The following is a 17,539-nucleotide window of genomic DNA, read 5'->3' on the forward strand; positions in this document are numbered from 1 at the left end:
GCTTATAACTGATTTGGATCATCAATGACATATGGGAGAAATGGACATGTTTAAAAAGGGGATGTTGAGCATGATATTTCCTATGTCAAAACAAAGGGGGATGACAGATGAATCAGTCTAAACAACTGAATAAGGTTCAAGGGCGAAATATGTGGCGATTTTGGGTGTTTAGTGTGATTGGGATTATTTGCTTTTTTGTCCCTATGACCATCAATGGTTCGCGTACAATTTTAGTAGATCATGTACATTTAGGGGTTCGTGCATTATTGGGAGATTTAATGCCGTATGCTGCACTTATCATGATATCGATGGGGGCGATACTGCCAATCGTTCGAAAAGATTTTCAACAGTCACTAACAGAAGCAGTAATCGTCATTTTTAAACTACTTGGTGCAATCATTGGTGTCATGTATGTATTTAAAATAGGACCATCGATTTTGTTTCAACCTGATTATGGCCCCTTTTTATTCGAAAAGCTGATGCTACCTTTAAGTGTACTTATTCCAATAGGAGCGGTGGCTTTGTCGCTACTCGTAGGTTATGGGTTATTAGAATTTATAGGCGTTTTGATGCAACCGGTTATGAGGCCGATTTTTAAAACACCTGGAAAATCAGCAGTAGATGCGGTGGCATCTTTTGTAGGGAGTTACTCGTTAGGGCTACTGATTACAAATCGAGTGTACAAAAACGGTATGTATAACAAAAAAGAAGCTGTCATTATTGCAACAGGTTTTTCAACGGTTTCAGCGACATTTATGGTCATTGTAGCAAGAACGTTAGACTTAATGGCCTATTGGAATTTATATTTTTGGTTATGCTTAATCATTACATTTATTGTGACAGCGATTTCTGCACACTTACCACCTATTTCCAAAGAGAGTGAAGCCTATTATGAAGGGCAAGAAGGCGAAAAGGAAATCGAGGTGACAGGAAGTCGCATCAGAGCGGCATGGAATGCAGCTAAAGCACAGTCTCATCAATCTTTGCCGTTACCCAAAAATATTTGGGTGAATGTACGTGATGGGCTAGAAATGACTATAGCGATTTTACCGTCTATTTTGTCTATCGGCTTTTTAGGGTTATTGCTTGCGAACTTTACGCCGGTGATTGATTGGTTGAGTTACATTTTTTATCCGATTGTGATGCTCTTTCCAATTCAAGATCAGGCGCTGTTGGCTAAAGCTTCGGCAATTTCAATTATTGAAATGTTTTTACCTTCCTTACTCGTTGCTAAAGCTACACTGGAAGTGAAATTTGTCGTTGCGATTACAAGTGTGTCGGCGATTATTTTCTTTTCTGCACTTGTGCCATGTATTTTAGCAACGGATATAAAAATACCAATTTGGAAATTAATTGTGATTTGGTTCATTCGTGTCACTTTAACATTACTTATTACGATTCCTATTAGTTTACTTATATTTTAATCAAAGGAGAGATGGATTATGGCTAGAGAAATCAAAGCAAAAAAAGGACTTGATATTGAGTGTAAAGGGTGGGAGCAAGAAGCAGTTTTACGGATGCTATACAATAATTTAGATCCTGAAGTGGCAGAACACCCAGATAAATTGGTTGTTTATGGTGGGATTGGTAAAGCAGCACGAAATTGGGAAGCATTTGATGCCATTGTGGAGACATTACGCCAATTAGAAAAAGATGAAACGATGTTAGTACAATCTGGGAAACCTGTTGCGGTATTTAAAACACATGAAGAAGCGCCACGTGTGTTATTATCGAATTCTGTTTTAGTACCAAAATGGGCTAATTGGGAACATTTTCATGAATTAGATAAAAAAGGATTAATGATGTATGGTCAAATGACCGCTGGAAGCTGGATTTATATAGGATCACAAGGTATTGTACAAGGTACTTATGAAACCTTTGCAGAATGTGCTAACCAATACTTTAATGGTTCTTTAAAAGGGACAATTACATTAACAGCAGGACTTGGCGGTATGGGAGGCGCACAACCGTTAGCTGTAACGATGAATGAAGGTGTCGTGATTGGCGTAGATGTAGATGAATCAAGAATTCAAAAACGTATTGATACGCGTTATTGTGACATTCTTACACATTCATTAGATGAAGCATTAGAAAAAGCAGAAGCGGCAAAAAATAAAGGGGAAGCATTATCTATTGGTTTAGTAGGTAACGCCGCTGAAATCCATCATGAAATTTTAAGACGTGATTTTAAAATTGATATTATTACGGATCAAACATCAGCGCATGACCCATTAAACGGCTATGTACCAGAAGGCTACACACTAGAAGAAGCAACAAAATTAAGAGAGTCAGATCCTGAACAATACGTCAAATTATCCTCAGCATCTATGAAAAAACATGTTGATGCGATGTTAAAGTTTCAAGAAAAAGGCGCGATTGCGTTTGACTATGGTAACAATATTAGACAAGTTGCTTTTGATGAAGGGTTAGAAGATGCTTTTAGCTTCCCAGGATTTGTACCGGCGTACATTCGTCCACTTTTCTGTGAAGGTAAAGGACCTTTCCGCTTTGCAGCATTATCGGGTGATCCAAAAGATATTGAGCGCGCGGACCAATTAATGCGTGAACTATTCCAGGAAGATAAAAAATTAATGCGCTGGCTTGATATGGCGAGCGAAAAAATTGCCTTCCAAGGTTTACCGTCACGTATTGCGTGGTTAGGTTATGGAGAACGTGCAAAAATGGGAGTAGCTTTAAACGATTTAGTACGTAAAGGTGAAATTTCAGCACCTATCGTTATTGGACGTGACCATTTAGATTCAGGTTCTGTTGCATCGCCAAACCGAGAAACAGAAGCGATGAAAGATGGTTCTGATGCTGTAGGAGACTGGGCGATTTTAAATGCATTAGTCAATACAGCAGCTGGTGGCTCATGGATTTCTGTACATCACGGTGGTGGCGTAGGTATGGGTTACTCTTTACACGCGGGTATGGTAGTTGTAGCTGATGGTACAGAGCGTGCTGAACGCCGTTTAAAACGTGTATTAACGACAGATCCGGGTATGGGTGTAGTGCGACATGTTGATGCAGGCTATGACATTGCAATAGAAACAGCAAAAAATAAAGGCGTCAATATTCCAATGCTAAAAGGTAAAGGTGATGAAAAATAATGAATGATTTAATAATCCAAAATATTGAAGAATTAATTTTACCGAAATCGACAGAACGTCCTTTAAAAGGTGTAGAATTAGATGAATTAAAGATTGTTAAAAATGGGACAGTTGTCATTAAAGACGGAAAAATTGTTTATTCTGGACCTTATACTGATGCATATGAAGCGCAAGAAATTATTGATGCTTCAGGAAAAGTAGTATCACCAGCTTTAGTGGATGCACATACGCATCTCGTTCATGGTGGTTCACGTGAACATGAAATGTCTTTAAAACGCCAAGGAATGTCATACTTAGATATTCTTGAACAAGGCGGTGGTATACTTTCAACTGTAAAGGCGACGCGTCAAACGAGTGAAGATGAGCTTTTTAAAAAAGCAGAACATGACTTATTAACGATGATTCACCACGGTGTATTAGCACTTGAAAGTAAGAGTGGTTATGGTTTAGATAAAGAAAATGAACTCAAACAATTAAAAGTATCACGCCGCTTACAAGAAAAGTATAACTTAGATATGCGTCATACTTTTCTTGGGCCACATGCTGTACCTAAAGAAGCTAAGTCGAATGAAGCGTTCTTAGAAGAAATGATTGAATTATTACCAGAAGTGAAAGCATACGCTGATTTTGCAGATATCTTCTGCGAAACAGGAGTGTTTACAATCGAAGAATCTAAACGTTATATGGAAGCGGCGAAAGCACAAGGTTTCCAAGTGAAAATTCATGCTGATGAAATCGATCCATTAGGCGGATTAGGCTTAGCAATTGATGAACAAGCGATTTCAGCAGATCACCTTGTCGCTTCAAGTAATGAAGATAAAGAAAAATTAAAAGATACAGATACAGTAGCGGTACTATTACCTGGAACGACTTTCTATTTAGATAAAAATGATTATGCGGATGCGCGCGGTATGTTAGATAACAACGGTGCAATTGCGGTTGCAACAGACTTTAACCCTGGAAGTTGTGTAACGAATAACTTACAAATGGTTATGGCAATAGCTGCACTCAAATTAAAATTATCACCAAATGAAATTTGGAACGCGGTCACAGTTAATGCAGCTAAAGCAATCAATGTGGATGCAGGAACAATCAATGAAGGAGACAAAGCGAATATTGTCATTTGGCATGCGCCGAACCATGAATACATTCCGTATCATTATGGTATTAATCATGTGGAAAAAGTCATTCAAGCTGGTAAAGTCATTGTGAATCGTGACTTGGCACTTCAATAGCTTCCTTCAAATCTAGTCAGCCTTGTGGGGGCAGGACAACGAAATCAATAGATTTCTGTCCTGCATCAAAAAAGAGCAATAAAGTTAAAGAGTACAGTAGCTGTCTGAATTGAAGGTGCGCTTTACAAGCTTCCTTCAAATCTAGTCAGCCTTGTGGGGGCAGGACGACGAAATCAATAGATTTCTGTCCTGCATGATAAAAAGAGCAATAAAGTTAAAGAGTACAGTAGCTGTCTGAATTGAAGGTGCGCTTTACAAGCTTCCTTCAAATCTAGTCAGCCTTGTGGGGGCAGGACGACGAAATCAAATAGATTTCTGTCCTGCATCAAAAATGTGCATTAAAGAAAAAAGCCCAGTAGCTGTCTGAATTGAAGATGCGCTTTGCAAGCTTTCTTCAATCCTAGACATCCTTGTGGGGGCAGGACGACGAAATCAATAGATTTCTGTCCTGCATCAAAAATGTGCATTAAAGAAAAAAGCCCAGTAGCTGTCTGAATTGAAGATGCGCTTTGCAAGCTTTCTTCAATCCTAGACATCCTTGTGGGGGCAGGACGACGAAATCAATAGATTTCTGTCCTGCTCCCTTAATCATTGAGGATTGACGTATCTCATATTTTCATGTAAAGTTTAACAGTAAAATTAAATATTTCATATCAAGAGAAGTGGAGGGACTGGCCCTGTGATACTTCGGCAACATGATCATGCGTGTGCCAATTCCAGAAGCTGTATGGCTGAAGATAAGAAACTCGAAAATCAATCAGGTCAAGCCTAATAGTGTTCATGCGCATGTTACACTATTAGTGTTTGACCTTAAATTTTTGGTAAGGAGATTGCAATGTCTAAAGAAATCAAAGATAAGGCTAATGGATGGGCTTTATTACCTTTAATTGTATTTATTTGTATCTTTTTAGGTGCAGGAATAATTACGAAAGACTTTACATTTATGCCATTAAATGTCGCTGCAATTGTCGGTGTAATTATTGCGTTAGTAATGAATAGAAAAGAAAAATTTACGCATAAAGTAGAGATTTTTGCGAAGCGCGCAGGACACTCAAACATTATATTAATGATGTTTATTTTCTTATTGGCAGGTGCATTCTCAAAAACAGCAGAACAAATGGGAGGCGTGGAATCCATTGTTAACTTTGGACTTTCTTTAATCCCACAAAATCTACTTGTTGTCGGTTTATTTATCATATGTATGTTTGTTTCTATATCGATGGGGACATCTGTTGGTACAGTGGCAGCAATTGCGCCAGTGGGCTTTGGTTTGAGTCAGGCAACAGATATTCCAGTCGCACTCGCTATGGCAACAGTAGTTGGCGGTGCAATGTTTGGTGACAACCTATCTATGATTTCTGATACAACCATCGCAGCTGTAAGAACACAGCGTACGCAAATGGCAGACAAGTTTAAAGTGAATTTCCGTATCGTTCTTCCAGGTGCGCTAATTACGATTATAATATTATGGGCACTAACACATGGTAGCCATATTAATCATGGTCAAAACTATGATTATGATTTCATTAAAATTATTCCATATTTGTTTGTACTTATATTAGCTGTACTAGGAATTAATGTTGTTATTGTCTTGCTCGGGGGAATACTATTATCAGGAATCATTGGACTTATTGATCATTCGTTTGATTTAGCAGGCTTTTTAAAAGCTACATCAGAAGGTATCGTGGGTATGGAAGATATTGCGATAATTGCATTGCTTATCGGTGGTATGATCGGGTTGGTTGAGCACCATGGCGGAATTCATTGGTTGTTGTACAAAATTAAAAGCAAAATCAAATCACGACGAGGTGCTGAATTTGGCATCGCTAGCTTGGTAAGTGTTGCTGATATTTCTACAGCGAACAATACGATTTCTATTATTATGTCAGGACCTCTTGCGAAAGATATCGCGGATGAGTATCAGATAGATCGTCGTAAGTCAGCGAGTATTTTAGATATTTTTGGAAGTGCTTGGCAAGGTTTTATTCCTTACAGTCCGCAACTTATTGCAGCGGCAGGTGTTGCAGGTATATCACCAGTAATGTTAGTACCTTATTCGATTTACCCAGTAATGCTTGCTATTTGTGGAATTATTGCAATCCTATTTAACTTGCCACGTTTGAAAAGTAAAAAGAATGAAGCTTAAAAGTGAGGAGAAACACTGTGAAAAACATGCAAAATGAATGGGTCGAAGTAAAAATCGTACGTTTACTTAAAACGACACCAGCGTTTGCTTATCAAGCATGGATAGATCCGGAAATGCTACGTCATTGGTTTATGACAACTTCAAGAACAAATACAAGTGTGCATAATGAAGCTGTCGAAGGCGGACATTATGAAATTATAGATCAACGTCAAGATAAGAGGGTACGTGTTAAAGGAATTTATAATAAACTTGTTTCAGGTCTAGAAATTGGTTTAACGATTCAAATGCCGGATGTAAGTGAAAAACAAGATGATATCGAAGTGTTTTTTGAAGAACGCAGTCCAGGGATTACGCAAATGACGTTCTTTTATAAGAGTGAAGTGCCTAAAGAACGACGTCTATCTCAATTGGAATATAAACAAAAAAAGAAAGAATACCATGACAAGGTTGTTCATGGCTTTGAAAATATTTTTGATGCAATGCAAAATTATATAGAAGCACAATCAACAGACTCAAATCACTAAAAAGACTAGAGGGCGCACGTAGATATTAGACGTGTGTCACTCTAGTCTTTTATTGTTATAGTTCAAAATGAAATTGGGGCAAGCTGTTGCTTTGGGTGCATAGTATTGATTGTCCAGATGAATCACTTATTATGTTTTTGTCTCTTCTTTTTTATGAAATGCGTATCATGTGGGCTTGAGGTTGAGAAGGTGAGTAAACTTGACAAATATCAATGTGATGTCGTGCTAAGAGGCTTAAAATATTGCTAGCTTCTTCAACTGTAGACGTAAGTGTTAATAAGTTTTTGCGTATCGTATACTTGAGCTGAAATTGTGGTGCTTGATGAAGTACTTCAATAACCTTATCTTTAATAAATGGGTCGGTTAAACCGTCAATATAATAGTCATAACGACGTTCAATATTTTTCAATTGTTCTATAGGAAGTAATTCAGCTTCAGATTTTGTTCGGATGACTTGATAGATTGTATAGTGATGGAAACTTAAGAAACTAAGCAAGTAGGGTAGTGCTTGCTTTTGCATATGCACACGTAACAGATAGGCGTTTTGGTTTTTGTAAAATTCGTGATGTATTGGGGAAGGGAAGTTGACATTTTTAAGCAACTGACTTAATTGATGTCGTATTTTTCGGCGTTGTAATTCTGCAATTTGAATAGAATAGAACTCTAACTTATCAATAAGCATCATGATTCCTCTTTTAGCTATAATTTATTACGTTCATTGTACCACTCTATTTTATAAAAATCAGTAGGACTATCGACGTAAATCTACGAAGTGAGAAATGATTTTTATTTGTAAATAGTGTTGTCAACGATGATTAGTTATGTTAATATTCTGAATATTATAATAACTATGAGGTGACAGCGATGTTGAGACAAGTAGGACAATTTGCATCTAAAACATTTTTACTATGGATGTTAATTGCAAGTGTGATTGGATTTTTAGTGCCGAGTGCTTTTTCGGCTATGACACCATGGATTCCGTATCTTCTTGGTGTTGTAATGCTAGGTATGGGGTTATCGATTCGTTTGGATGATTTTAAAATTGTTTTTAAATCTCCTAAGCCAGTGATTATCGGTGTACTATTGCAATATACGATTATGCCGTTATTAGCTTGGTTAATTGTAAAAACATTTCAATTACCTCCAGAAGTGGCAATTGGTGTTTTATTAGTAGGGTGTTGCCCCGGTGGAACGTCTAGCAACGTGATTAGTTATTTGGCTAAAGCTAATGTTGCTTTGTCCGTGGCAGTCACATCGGTTTCGACGTTACTTTCACCTATTGTGACTCCAACATTAATGTTTTTAATGGCCCACGAATGGATGAATGTGTCTTTTTCGAGTATGTTTGGATCAGTAGCTAAAGTCGTTTTAATTCCTATTGTGATAGGATTAATTGTGCAACGCGTATTTTATAAAGCTGCGACTAAGGCAGATGATATTTTGCCATTAGTATCTGTTCTGGCTATTTCTATTATTTTAGGGACAGTGGTAGCAAATAGTAAAGCACTAATTATTGAGACAGGGTTGCTTATTTTTGTTGTTGTAATTTTGCATAACTTGTTCGGTTATTTAATTGGATATGTTTTAGCACATCTTTTCAAGCTGAATTATAAAGATAAGAAAACACTCTCTATTGAAGTGGGAATGCAAAATTCAAGTTTAGCTGCATCACTGGCAACAGTACATTTTAACCCACTTGCTGCAGTACCTGGTGCAGTATTTAGTTTTGTTCACTGTTTATCAGGACCAACGCTCGCTCGGTTTTGGTCATCACGTGATGAAAAATAGTGAAAATGTGTTTATATCAATAACTGGTTTCAACGCGCTCAAAAGATATTACTTTTAAAAGCGCTAGAATGTAGTAGTGTGCATTTTTATATCTGTTAAATGTTTTTGTGCATCTTTACTTTCGTTTTAGGTTGTGCGAAAATATTTTTTGAATAAAAGGCAGTATGATGAAATTAATAGGATTTCTGTTGCCATTGAAAGGAATTAAAAAATGGTGATTAAGCTATTTCATAATTATTTTATTACGCTTACAATCTTTTTAACGATGGTTATTCTCTCATTTGGATTTGTAAACCAGTTTGAAAACGGCTTAGCACTCTTTGTTGTACTCATGGTTGTATTAACTGCACTCAACTTTACGATTGAAACATGGTTGTTGAAAGCAACGTTAACTTCTGGACAAATGCGTTTAGTTCAAACAATAGCATTTCCGTTTTCCATTATTGTCATTGGTTTAACTTGTTTCATAATGATGATGTAGTGGGGAATTTGAGTGAATGCAAAGGCCATATTTGATACACTAGGTTTAAACGACAATCGAGGAGGCATCTTGATGTATCGAGCAGTTATTTTTGATTTTGATGGAACGATTATAGATACTGAGCAACATTTATATGAAATCATCAATACACATCTTATTGAGGCAAACGAAAGGCCTATTTCTATAGATTTTTATAGATCAAATATAGGTGGACGCGCACTTGCGTTGCATGAACATTTGGTTCAAATATTTGGAGAAGCAAAGGTTATGCAAATGTATAAAGTACATCATGAAAGTGCGGGACAGCTAGTATTAAGGCCAGGGGTACAAAGTTTGATGGAACAACTTCACGCACGTCATGTTCCAATGGCGATTGCTACGAGTAGTGCGCGAGCGGACATCGAGCCCATTGTGTCTGATTTAGGTATAAAATCATTTATTCAAGTCATAAAGGGAAGAGAAGATGTTGAAGCAGTGAAGCCTGATCCAGAGTTATATTTGAGTGCTGTACAAGCGTTAAATTTTAGTCCGACACATTGTTTAGCGATTGAAGATTCAGTTAACGGTGCGACTGCAGCTAGTGTTGCAGGTTTAGATGTCATTGTAAATACGAATCCTATGACAGAAGTCAGTGATTTTTCATCTTTAAATTTATTAGACAAAGACATAGACTTGACTCGTGTCGTTGAACGTTATTTTAATGGTGTGACAAAATGAGTTTAGAGATGATACTTTTCTTTATCGTTGCGCCGCTAATTATTGTGTTTGGAAATTTAGTATTAGCACCGAAATTTCAGCGTCATATTCCAATGCGTGTTCATGTTGTTTCATGTCTTATCGGGCTTGTTTTGTATGCTATTGCTGCAGTACTTGCTTATTACTTTTTATAACAAGGTAAAATTTAAAGTAGATTAAGATAAGTTAGAGTTGTTTATAGGAGTGGGACGACTAAATAAAATAGATTTCGTCGTCCCACTTTTATAATGATAAGGTAACTGTAAAAAAGCACAGTAGCTGTCTAGACTGAAATAACGCAAAAGGCTCATTAATTAAGTGATGTTCGTTAGCACTTCAGCACTTCGTTTAAGTTAGAAGTATCAGTGCTGCCACAACAAGTACAAGTAAGATGGCATCGACACCGACCATCAGCTTAAATCGAGTAGAAGGCGTCCCTTCTTTATTTGCTTTATAGAGCATATAAGCATTCGGAATAAAACTTAAAATTAGTAAAGCGATAATAATGATTCCTAATGTTTGTGTTGACATAATCAGTTTCTCCTTTTATTGAATCCTATGAAATAACCGACTATTAAGGCGAAGAGTAATCCGAGAAGTAATCCCACAAGAGGCATATCAAGCCATATACCAATGAGCAAACCAACGATGACTCCAAAAATAGAAGGTGTCCCGTATTGGCGCTTTCTTTCTTCAGAACTGAAAATACTGAATACTAAAACATAAAGTACATAAAACACGATAGCGAATAGGAGCGTACGCCATAGTAAAGCTTCCCACTGGCCTTGGTAGTGCGATGTATTCATAACATAAAATAAAATACTTAATAATAGAGTGATGACAAGTCCACGTATTAATCGACGTTTTTCCATGTGGAGACTCCTTTTTTGAGTTTGTATTCATTATAACATAGCTTACTTGGTCACTTATTTGTTGCGATGTGTTTTGAACTGCCCATGATCATTTAAATAGGCATAAAACAAGCCGATAATTAAACCACCGCCAATGTAGTTACCGATAAATGAGGCGACGATATTTTTTAATGCAGGCCATAAAGCGAGGTGATCTACTTCATAAAAGAGTCCAGCTACGAACAAACAGCTATTATAAACGACGTGTTCATAACCCATGAAAGCAAATATCGTAACGCCAAACATCATGACAAACATTTTAGCAACGACATCATCAATTTGCATCGCAATGACTAAAGTAATATTGATAAAGAAGTTCGCGAAAATAGCACGCACAAGAATATTTTGAAATGTATATGTATGAATTTTAGTTTCTATCGTTTGATCTAACATCGTCACCATGTCAGGTGTCAAAACATCACTTAAACGCATTAAACCAAATAGGACACAAGCACCAATAATATTGCCTATAAAACAAAGCATGAATATATTTAACACACGATAAGGTTTAATTAATTTATAATATAAACCTACTGTAAAATACATAAAGTTGCTTGTTAATAATTCGGAATTTGTAAATAAAATGAGCACTAAAGCAAAACTAAAAGTAATGGCACCTATCATATTTACGAGTCCAGGTCCCCAATCAAGGGAAAAGGTTGTTTTTACCATTAATACAAATACAGTAATAATGCTAATAATAAAACCAGCCATCATAGCACGTAGTAAGTAACGTTTAAAGTAGAAGCTTTGCAAAATATCTTTAGTTTGTATAATGTCTATGATATTTGCAATCCATGCGCGTCCGTAAAAAATTTTGTCCCATTTGATATTTGTATCATTCATAGTTGCAACTCCCTTATTAAGTAATAAAGTTTAGTATAAAGGTAATTGTATGTTTTGTGAATAACTTCACATTATTTTAACATTTAAAAAGGATTTGGAAGGGAAGCGAAAATATAGTAGTTTGAAAGTATTGTGCAAGTGAATAATAATTGTTTGAAGCGTTTTCATATCGCTTTAAAGGAGAAAAGCGCGGGGACTTCAAACCGTTGATTCAAACAAATTAAGAAAAAATACTTAATGAAAGCACTTACATTAAAATAAAAAATACACTTTTCACATTTCAAAATTGTAGTATAATAGCGTCATGACAAAAAAATAAGAAAACCCTTATATTATATAAGGAGATGGGGAGTTACCATGAAAGATAATCAAGAGTTACACAGAGGGCTAAGTTCGCGACAAATTCAAATGATCGCGCTTGGTGGGACTATTGGCGTTGGCCTATTTATGGGGGCATCAAGTACGATTGCCTGGACAGGTCCATCAGTTATTTTCGCTTACTTAATTGCCGGAATTTTTCTGTTTTTAGTAATGCGTGCGATGGGGGAAATGGTTTATCTGTATCCTACCACGGGCTCATTTGCTAACTATGCAACAGACTATTTACATCCTGTTGCCGGGTACGTCACTGCATGGGCGAACATTTTCCAATGGATAGTTGTTGGGATGTCGGAAGTTATTGCTGTTGGAGAATATATGAAGTTTTGGTGGCCAGAACTGCCTACATGGATTCCTGGTGTTATTGTTGTTGTTATTTTAGCAGCAGCGAACGCGGTTTCCGTTAAAACCTTTGGTGAGTTTGAATTTTGGTTTGCAACAATCAAAGTTGTCACAATTATCTTAATGATTGTGGCTGGTTTCGGTCTTATTTTCTTCGGTTTAGGTAATGGAGGCAATCCAATTGGTTTAAGCAATTTATGGGAACATGGTGGATTTTTACCTAATGGGATTTTAGGATTCTTCTTTGCGCTTTCTATAGTTATTGGTTCTTATCAAGGTGTAGAATTAATCGGGATAACAGCTGGTGAAACAAAAGATCCACAAAAAAATATTAAACGTGCGGTAAATGGTGTTATTTGGCGTATTTTAATATTTTACTTAGGTGCCATTTTTGTTATTGTAACGGTATATCCATGGAATGAGTTACAAAATATTGGAAGTCCTTTCGTTGCTACATTTGCGAAAGTAGGTATCACGATTGCTGCTGGTTTAATTAACTTTGTAGTTATTACTGCAGCTATGTCAGGATGTAATGCCGGTATCTTCAGTTCAAGTCGTATGATTTTTACATTAGCGCAAAACGGACATTTACCACGTATCTTTACGCGAATCATGAGCAATGGTGTCCCTTTTTATACTGTTTTAGCGGTATCTATGGGTATTTTTATTGGCGTTATTTTAAACATTGTATTGCCTTTACTTATTGATGGTGCTGAAAATATTTTTGTATATGTTTACAGCGCTTCGATTTTACCAGGTATGATTCCTTGGTTTATGATTTTATTTAGTCATATTCAATTTAGGAAAAGATTCCCTGAAAAGGTTAAAACGCATCCATTTAAAATGCCATTTGCGCCATTCTCAAATTACTTAACCATCGCGTTTTTAGTACTTGTACTTATGGGAATGATCATCAATGTAGAAACACGTGTTTCAGTAATTATTGGCTTTATCTTCTTAGGATTTATGGCACTGTTCTTCTTTATGAAAGGTTATCATAAACATAACAAAGAAGAATTCAAATTATAAATGACTATGAGAGAAGCGGTTGCATTTATGCAGCCGCTTCAAACTGTCGACAACGTCTAAGTTTTGTCGGCAGTTTTTTTATGTCTAAGATTGAGTTTATAGCCTTTGAGTGCACTTTCTACGTTTAGCGTTAGTGTTCAAATAAATAAAAAGCGTTTGTTTAATTGATATCCTAACTGCTTTCTTGTTTTAAACTATTTTCCAAATTGCTCCATTAAACGATGACTTGAAGCAAAGAAGTACGTGAGTATGAAACCGCTAATGTATGCAGATACTAAACCAGCAAGATAACCTAAGTACATTTGGTGAGCGATTAAAGGGAATAATGAAAGTCCACTTGGTCCAATTGCGTTAGCACCAATACCTCCAATGCCCCCAATGACTGCGCCACCAATGCCGCCTGCAATACAAGCTGTGAAAAATGGACGAACTAAAGGAAGTGTTACACCATATATTAAAGGTTCACCAATGCCTAAAAAACCAACAGGGAGGGCCCCTTTAAGTACATTTCTTAATATAGGATGCCGTTTACTTTTAACCCAGAGTGCCAAGCAAGCGCCCACTTGTCCAGCCCCAGCCATCGCAGCAATAGGTAAAAGATAGGTCGCACCAGATTGATTAATCATCTCAATATGGATAGGAGTGAAAATATGGTGAAGTCCGAACATTACTAGAGGTAGGAAAAAGGCACCTATAAAGAAACCACTAACAGCACCACCTTGATCAATAATGCCATTAACAATTCCTAAAAGACCATCCGAGACCCATCCGGCAACCGGCATAAGAATAAAGATTGTTAGTAAGCCTACAGAAAGTAATGAGACAGTAGGGGTAACAATAATATCTATAGCATTCGGAACAATTTGATGTAATTGTTTTTCGATAAGACTTAATAGCCATACGGCTAAAATCACTCCGATAATACCACCTTGCCCTGCAATCAGTGCTTCACCAGTAAAAATATTTGGCAACGGATGGTCTTGTGGCATGCCAGTTAGGAGTGTCGTACCCCCAATTACACCACCTAAACCAGGGGTGGCATTGAATTCACGGGCAGCGTTAAATCCTGTAAAGATAGCTAAATAGGCAAGCATGCCATTTTTAATCATATCTAGAACTAAAGAGAGTTGTTTTATCCATTCCGCATCAATAGAGCCGGCAGCGATAAAATTATGTAGCAAAGCAGCAATACCTCCAATTAATCCAGCACCTACAAAAGCGGGGATAAGCGGAATGAAAATGTTTGCTATCGTTTTAGTAAAACGTTTAAAAGTATTCGGAGATTTTTGGTATTTCGCCTTTGTCGTAGCTTGAAGCGTGTTAATGTCCTCGTGTGGAATTTGATCACCCATTTTGACGCCTGTTTCGTTTGTGATATATTGTGCTACTTTATGAACTGTTCCGGGTCCAACAATGATTTGAAGTCGCTCGTCTTGAACTAGGCCTAAAACACCCTCGGTTTGCTTTAAAGCATCTAAATTCACCTTATCTTCATTCCGTATTTCTAATCGAATACGTGTCATACAATGTATGATTGAATTGATGTTTTGAATGCCTCCAACATGTGTCAAAACTTGAATCGCAAGTTGTTTTTCTTTCGTCATTAAAATCATCACCTTAATTGTTTTTCTTTAGAATATCCTTTATATTTCCGTGATGGCGTTGAAGTAATTGTTGTGCTTCGCGATAGGGTAGTGCTTTGAAATGCATGACAATAGCGGGTTTAATTTGACGTTGTGCGGTTTCGTAAAGTTGTAAACTTTCTTGCGTATTTAATTGTGTAATAGTTTGAATGATATCAATAGCACGTCGGATGAGCTTTTCGTTTGTTGCTTGAACATCAATCATCAAATTGTCATACACTTTACCTACACGAATCATAGTGACGGTAGAAATCATATTTAAGATCATTTTTTGAGCTGTACCCGCTTTTAAACGCGTGGATCCTGTTAAAATTTCTGGACCTACAGGTATTTCAATCGGGATATCGGCATGCGCACTTATTTTAGAATGTGTATTACAACTTATAGCAACGGTTTGACAACCTATATTTTGAGCATACGAAAGTGCGCCAATGACATAGGGTGTCCTTCCGCTAGCTGCGATACCGATAACAACATCATTAGAAGTCAAATGAACTTGTTGTAAATCTAACATGCCTTGATCAGTATGATCTTCAGCGCCTTCAACTGCTTGGGTCATGGCATTACTACCACCTGCAATTAATCCAAAATAACGTTTAGGGTCAGCATTAAAAGTTGGAACAAGTTCTGCTGCGTCAAGTATACCAAGACGTCCGCTTGTTCCTGCGCCGATGTAGATCACTTTTGCACCATGTCGGTATGCATGTGTTGTTAAACCAATTGCTTTTTCAATAGATGTTAACTGTGATGCAATCAAAGCAGGCAGAGTTTGGTCTTCTGTATTCATTAATTGAAGAATTTCAAGTGAAGACATATCGTCTAAGTGCTCTGATTGGTGATGTCTTGTTTCAGTACTCATTTTTTTCAAGTTAAAATTCCCCTTTCGCTTGTATAAAGGTAAACGCGGTTGAGGCATTAAAATAATTTAAATAAGGTAAACTGTCTTTCGAGATATGACCAACGACGTTGACGTGTGGATGCGGTTTGAGATTGATTTTTGTAATTTGAAGTTCACCCATATATCTACCGTTGAGATGATTGTCGATAGTGATTGTTCCTTTGGCTCTTGGTTGAATATTAAATGGTTCGATACGACGTGCAACCTGTTGACGTGTATATTTTGACCGAATTACGTGTGCTGAACAATCCGGTCTTGAAATATGCTTTTGTAAAATGAGTTTAGTATCTGCACCATTATCAACGTGACAAGGTAGAATAAAATGATTATGTTCAATCATTTGAAACAACTTTTCTGAAGTTGTGGCACTCATAAAAGGATCGCCAATCAGCATGCCATTAATATTTAATTCGCGTAAAAGAAGGGCAGCAAGACATGGATCAATTTGACGGGTGCATTCTAACGTTGTTAGGCCTTCATAGAGTGGACCTCGAAGTTGTTCACCAGATATAAAAGCATAAATGATGGCATCATGATGATAGTGACGAATACGTGCGTTTTGATGTTGTAAAAATGTGCGGCTTAAACCAGTATCCGGTCTAGGATAATAATTATGTAAATAGATGAGATGTTTTTGTAGTTGAGGAAAATCTTGAAGATCAGTGAGAAATTGTTCTGAAACGGTACTGGCATTAATGCAACACGTATGACCGTGACTGATAATATGTTGAATGATAGCAGGCGTTGTACCTTCATCAATTCGAATGATATAACGTATCGTATTAAATTGAGCTAAACGTTCAAATAAATCGGCAGTAATAAGTGCGTCATTAATATCGATAATTAACTCAGTTTCAAATTGAGATAAGTACGTTTGAAGTTGGGTAAATCGTGCCTCAATATGATGTTCTTCTGGAATTTGGAGCGAGGTGAAAATAGTACGGTAACCAAGTTTGAGCATACGTTGTATATAGTCAGTATTGAATGATTCACCCAAATAAATTGAGAAACCTAACATCATAAGTCCTCCTTAATATTAAAGTGATAAGCCTAACTTAATTATATAGTAAAGTATTTAAAAACGCTTACATTTAAAGGGGTTTTTTATTAAAGATGGCGTTGCGCTTGAAGAATAATATCAATATAACCTTGCGTAACGAGTGCTTGATTTCCAATATCGATGCGGTATAAAGGGCCTTCGTGGAGTTGTTGAATGCAGTGGTAAAATGTGGCATAGTCATAAGAAACATTGAAAGTTGGTTTTTGAGGTTCAGGTAACGTTTTAAAAAGCGTTGCCACATAGTCTTGAAGTTGATGTAAAATATGATCAGCATACTGAGTTCTTTGATGATAGGAGAGCTGAAAAGTTGTAGCGAAAGTGAGAATTTCGTTTAAATGGTGCATAGCTTCTGTAAAATTTGGTATAGTGAATTGATTCATCGCTGTCTTCCTTTACAAATTTATATAATATTA

18 protein-coding genes and 1 riboswitch are annotated in these 17,539 nt (G+C 36.8%); of the genes, 10 read left to right on the plus strand and 8 right to left on the minus strand.

Annotated features, from left to right (window positions below; genetic code table 11):
• The first annotated feature begins 107 nt into the window (after positions 1–107).
• The 5 genes from LN051_RS02240 to LN051_RS02260 all read left to right on the plus strand — a co-directional run bounded on the left by LN051_RS02240 (position 108) and on the right by LN051_RS02260 (position 7,015).
• Positions 108–1,424, plus strand: coding sequence for a YjiH family protein (locus LN051_RS02240; protein WP_229293004.1), 1,317 nt, complete (start codon positions 108–110; stop codon positions 1,422–1,424).
• An 18-nt stretch (positions 1,425–1,442) separates the two neighbouring features.
• Positions 1,443–3,110, plus strand: a complete 1,668-nt coding sequence (hutU, locus tag LN051_RS02245; RefSeq protein WP_229293005.1) for a urocanate hydratase — start codon at positions 1,443–1,445, stop codon at positions 3,108–3,110.
• Complete coding sequence (gene hutI, locus LN051_RS02250; RefSeq protein WP_229293006.1) at positions 3,110–4,345, plus strand: imidazolonepropionase; 1,236 nt, start codon at positions 3,110–3,112, stop codon at positions 4,343–4,345. Before hutU ends, hutI begins: the two co-directional genes overlap by 1 nt.
• A gap of 647 nt (positions 4,346–4,992) precedes the next feature.
• Positions 4,993–5,089: riboswitch (SAM riboswitch) on the plus strand.
• A 91-nt stretch (positions 5,090–5,180) separates the two neighbouring features.
• A complete protein-coding gene (locus LN051_RS02255; RefSeq protein WP_229293007.1) occupies positions 5,181–6,491 on the plus strand; it encodes a Na+/H+ antiporter NhaC family protein in 1,311 nt (436 codons plus the stop codon).
• 26 nt (positions 6,492–6,517) lie between these two features.
• Positions 6,518–7,015 carry an SRPBCC family protein gene (locus tag LN051_RS02260; protein ID WP_229293601.1) on the plus strand — a complete coding sequence of 166 codons (498 nt, stop codon included), beginning with the start codon at positions 6,518–6,520 and terminating at the stop codon, positions 7,013–7,015.
• A 151-nt stretch (positions 7,016–7,166) separates the two neighbouring features.
• Here the strand turns inward: LN051_RS02260 and LN051_RS02265 are convergent, their stop codons facing one another.
• Positions 7,167–7,700, minus strand: coding sequence for a hypothetical protein (locus LN051_RS02265; protein ID WP_229293008.1), 534 nt, complete (start codon positions 7,698–7,700; stop codon positions 7,167–7,169).
• A 179-nt stretch (positions 7,701–7,879) separates the two neighbouring features.
• On the opposite strand from LN051_RS02265, the gene LN051_RS02270 reads away from it, so the two are divergent.
• The 4 genes from LN051_RS02270 (at position 7,880) to LN051_RS02285 (ending at position 10,174) form a co-directional block, all read left to right on the plus strand.
• Positions 7,880–8,803: a bile acid:sodium symporter family protein gene (locus tag LN051_RS02270; RefSeq protein ID WP_229293009.1), complete on the plus strand. Its 924-nt coding sequence runs from the start codon at positions 7,880–7,882 to the stop codon at positions 8,801–8,803.
• 211 nt (positions 8,804–9,014) lie between these two features.
• Entirely contained in the window at positions 9,015–9,284 is a 270-nt protein-coding gene (locus tag LN051_RS02275; RefSeq protein WP_229293010.1) for a hypothetical protein, read from the plus strand.
• Positions 9,285–9,356: 72 nt separating this feature from the next.
• Positions 9,357–10,001: an HAD-IA family hydrolase gene (locus LN051_RS02280; RefSeq protein ID WP_229293011.1), complete on the plus strand. Its 645-nt coding sequence runs from the start codon at positions 9,357–9,359 to the stop codon at positions 9,999–10,001.
• Positions 9,998–10,174, plus strand: a complete 177-nt coding sequence (locus LN051_RS02285) for a hypothetical protein (protein WP_229293012.1) — start codon at positions 9,998–10,000, stop codon at positions 10,172–10,174. Before LN051_RS02280 ends, LN051_RS02285 begins: the two co-directional genes overlap by 4 nt.
• Positions 10,175–10,367: 193 nt before the next feature.
• Here LN051_RS02285 and LN051_RS02290 read toward each other — a convergent pair whose 3' ends face one another.
• Genes LN051_RS02290 through LN051_RS02300 form a run of 3 tightly spaced genes read right to left on the minus strand, consistent with a single transcriptional unit; the run spans position 10,368 to position 11,776 of the window.
• Positions 10,368–10,550, minus strand: coding sequence for a hypothetical protein (locus LN051_RS02290; protein WP_229293013.1), 183 nt, complete (start codon positions 10,548–10,550; stop codon positions 10,368–10,370).
• 2 nt (positions 10,551–10,552) lie between these two features.
• On the minus strand, positions 10,553–10,891 hold the full coding sequence (locus tag LN051_RS02295) for a hypothetical protein (protein WP_229293014.1): 339 nt from the start codon (positions 10,889–10,891) through the stop codon (positions 10,553–10,555).
• A 54-nt stretch (positions 10,892–10,945) separates the two neighbouring features.
• Positions 10,946–11,776 carry a formate/nitrite transporter family protein gene (locus LN051_RS02300; protein WP_229293015.1) on the minus strand — a complete coding sequence of 277 codons (831 nt, stop codon included), beginning with the start codon at positions 11,774–11,776 and terminating at the stop codon, positions 10,946–10,948.
• A 357-nt stretch (positions 11,777–12,133) separates the two neighbouring features.
• Between LN051_RS02300 and LN051_RS02305 the strand changes: the two genes are divergently transcribed.
• Complete coding sequence (locus tag LN051_RS02305; RefSeq protein WP_229293016.1) at positions 12,134–13,525, plus strand: amino acid permease; 1,392 nt, start codon at positions 12,134–12,136, stop codon at positions 13,523–13,525.
• A gap of 194 nt (positions 13,526–13,719) precedes the next feature.
• On the opposite strand, the gene LN051_RS02310 is transcribed toward LN051_RS02305, so the two are convergent.
• The 4 genes from LN051_RS02310 to LN051_RS02325 form a co-directional block, all read right to left on the minus strand.
• Positions 13,720–15,129: a PTS transporter subunit EIIC gene (locus LN051_RS02310; RefSeq protein ID WP_229293017.1), complete on the minus strand. Its 1,410-nt coding sequence runs from the start codon at positions 15,127–15,129 to the stop codon at positions 13,720–13,722.
• Between the two features lie 13 nt (positions 15,130–15,142).
• Entirely contained in the window at positions 15,143–16,036 is an 894-nt protein-coding gene (murQ, locus tag LN051_RS02315) for an N-acetylmuramic acid 6-phosphate etherase (protein WP_229293018.1), read from the minus strand.
• Position 16,037: 1 nt separating this feature from the next.
• The gene (locus tag LN051_RS02320) at positions 16,038–17,087 is read right to left on the minus strand and encodes a MupG family TIM beta-alpha barrel fold protein (protein WP_229293019.1); all 1,050 of its coding nucleotides are present in this window, start codon (positions 17,085–17,087) and stop codon (positions 16,038–16,040) included.
• 86 nt (positions 17,088–17,173) lie between these two features.
• Positions 17,174–17,506, minus strand: a complete 333-nt coding sequence (locus tag LN051_RS02325) for a hypothetical protein (RefSeq protein WP_229293020.1) — start codon at positions 17,504–17,506, stop codon at positions 17,174–17,176.
• Positions 17,507–17,539 lie beyond the last annotated feature (33 nt).

Origin of the sequence: Staphylococcus ratti (genome assembly GCF_020883535.1) — a bacterium.
GTDB lineage: Bacteria > Bacillota > Bacilli > Staphylococcales > Staphylococcaceae > Staphylococcus > Staphylococcus ratti.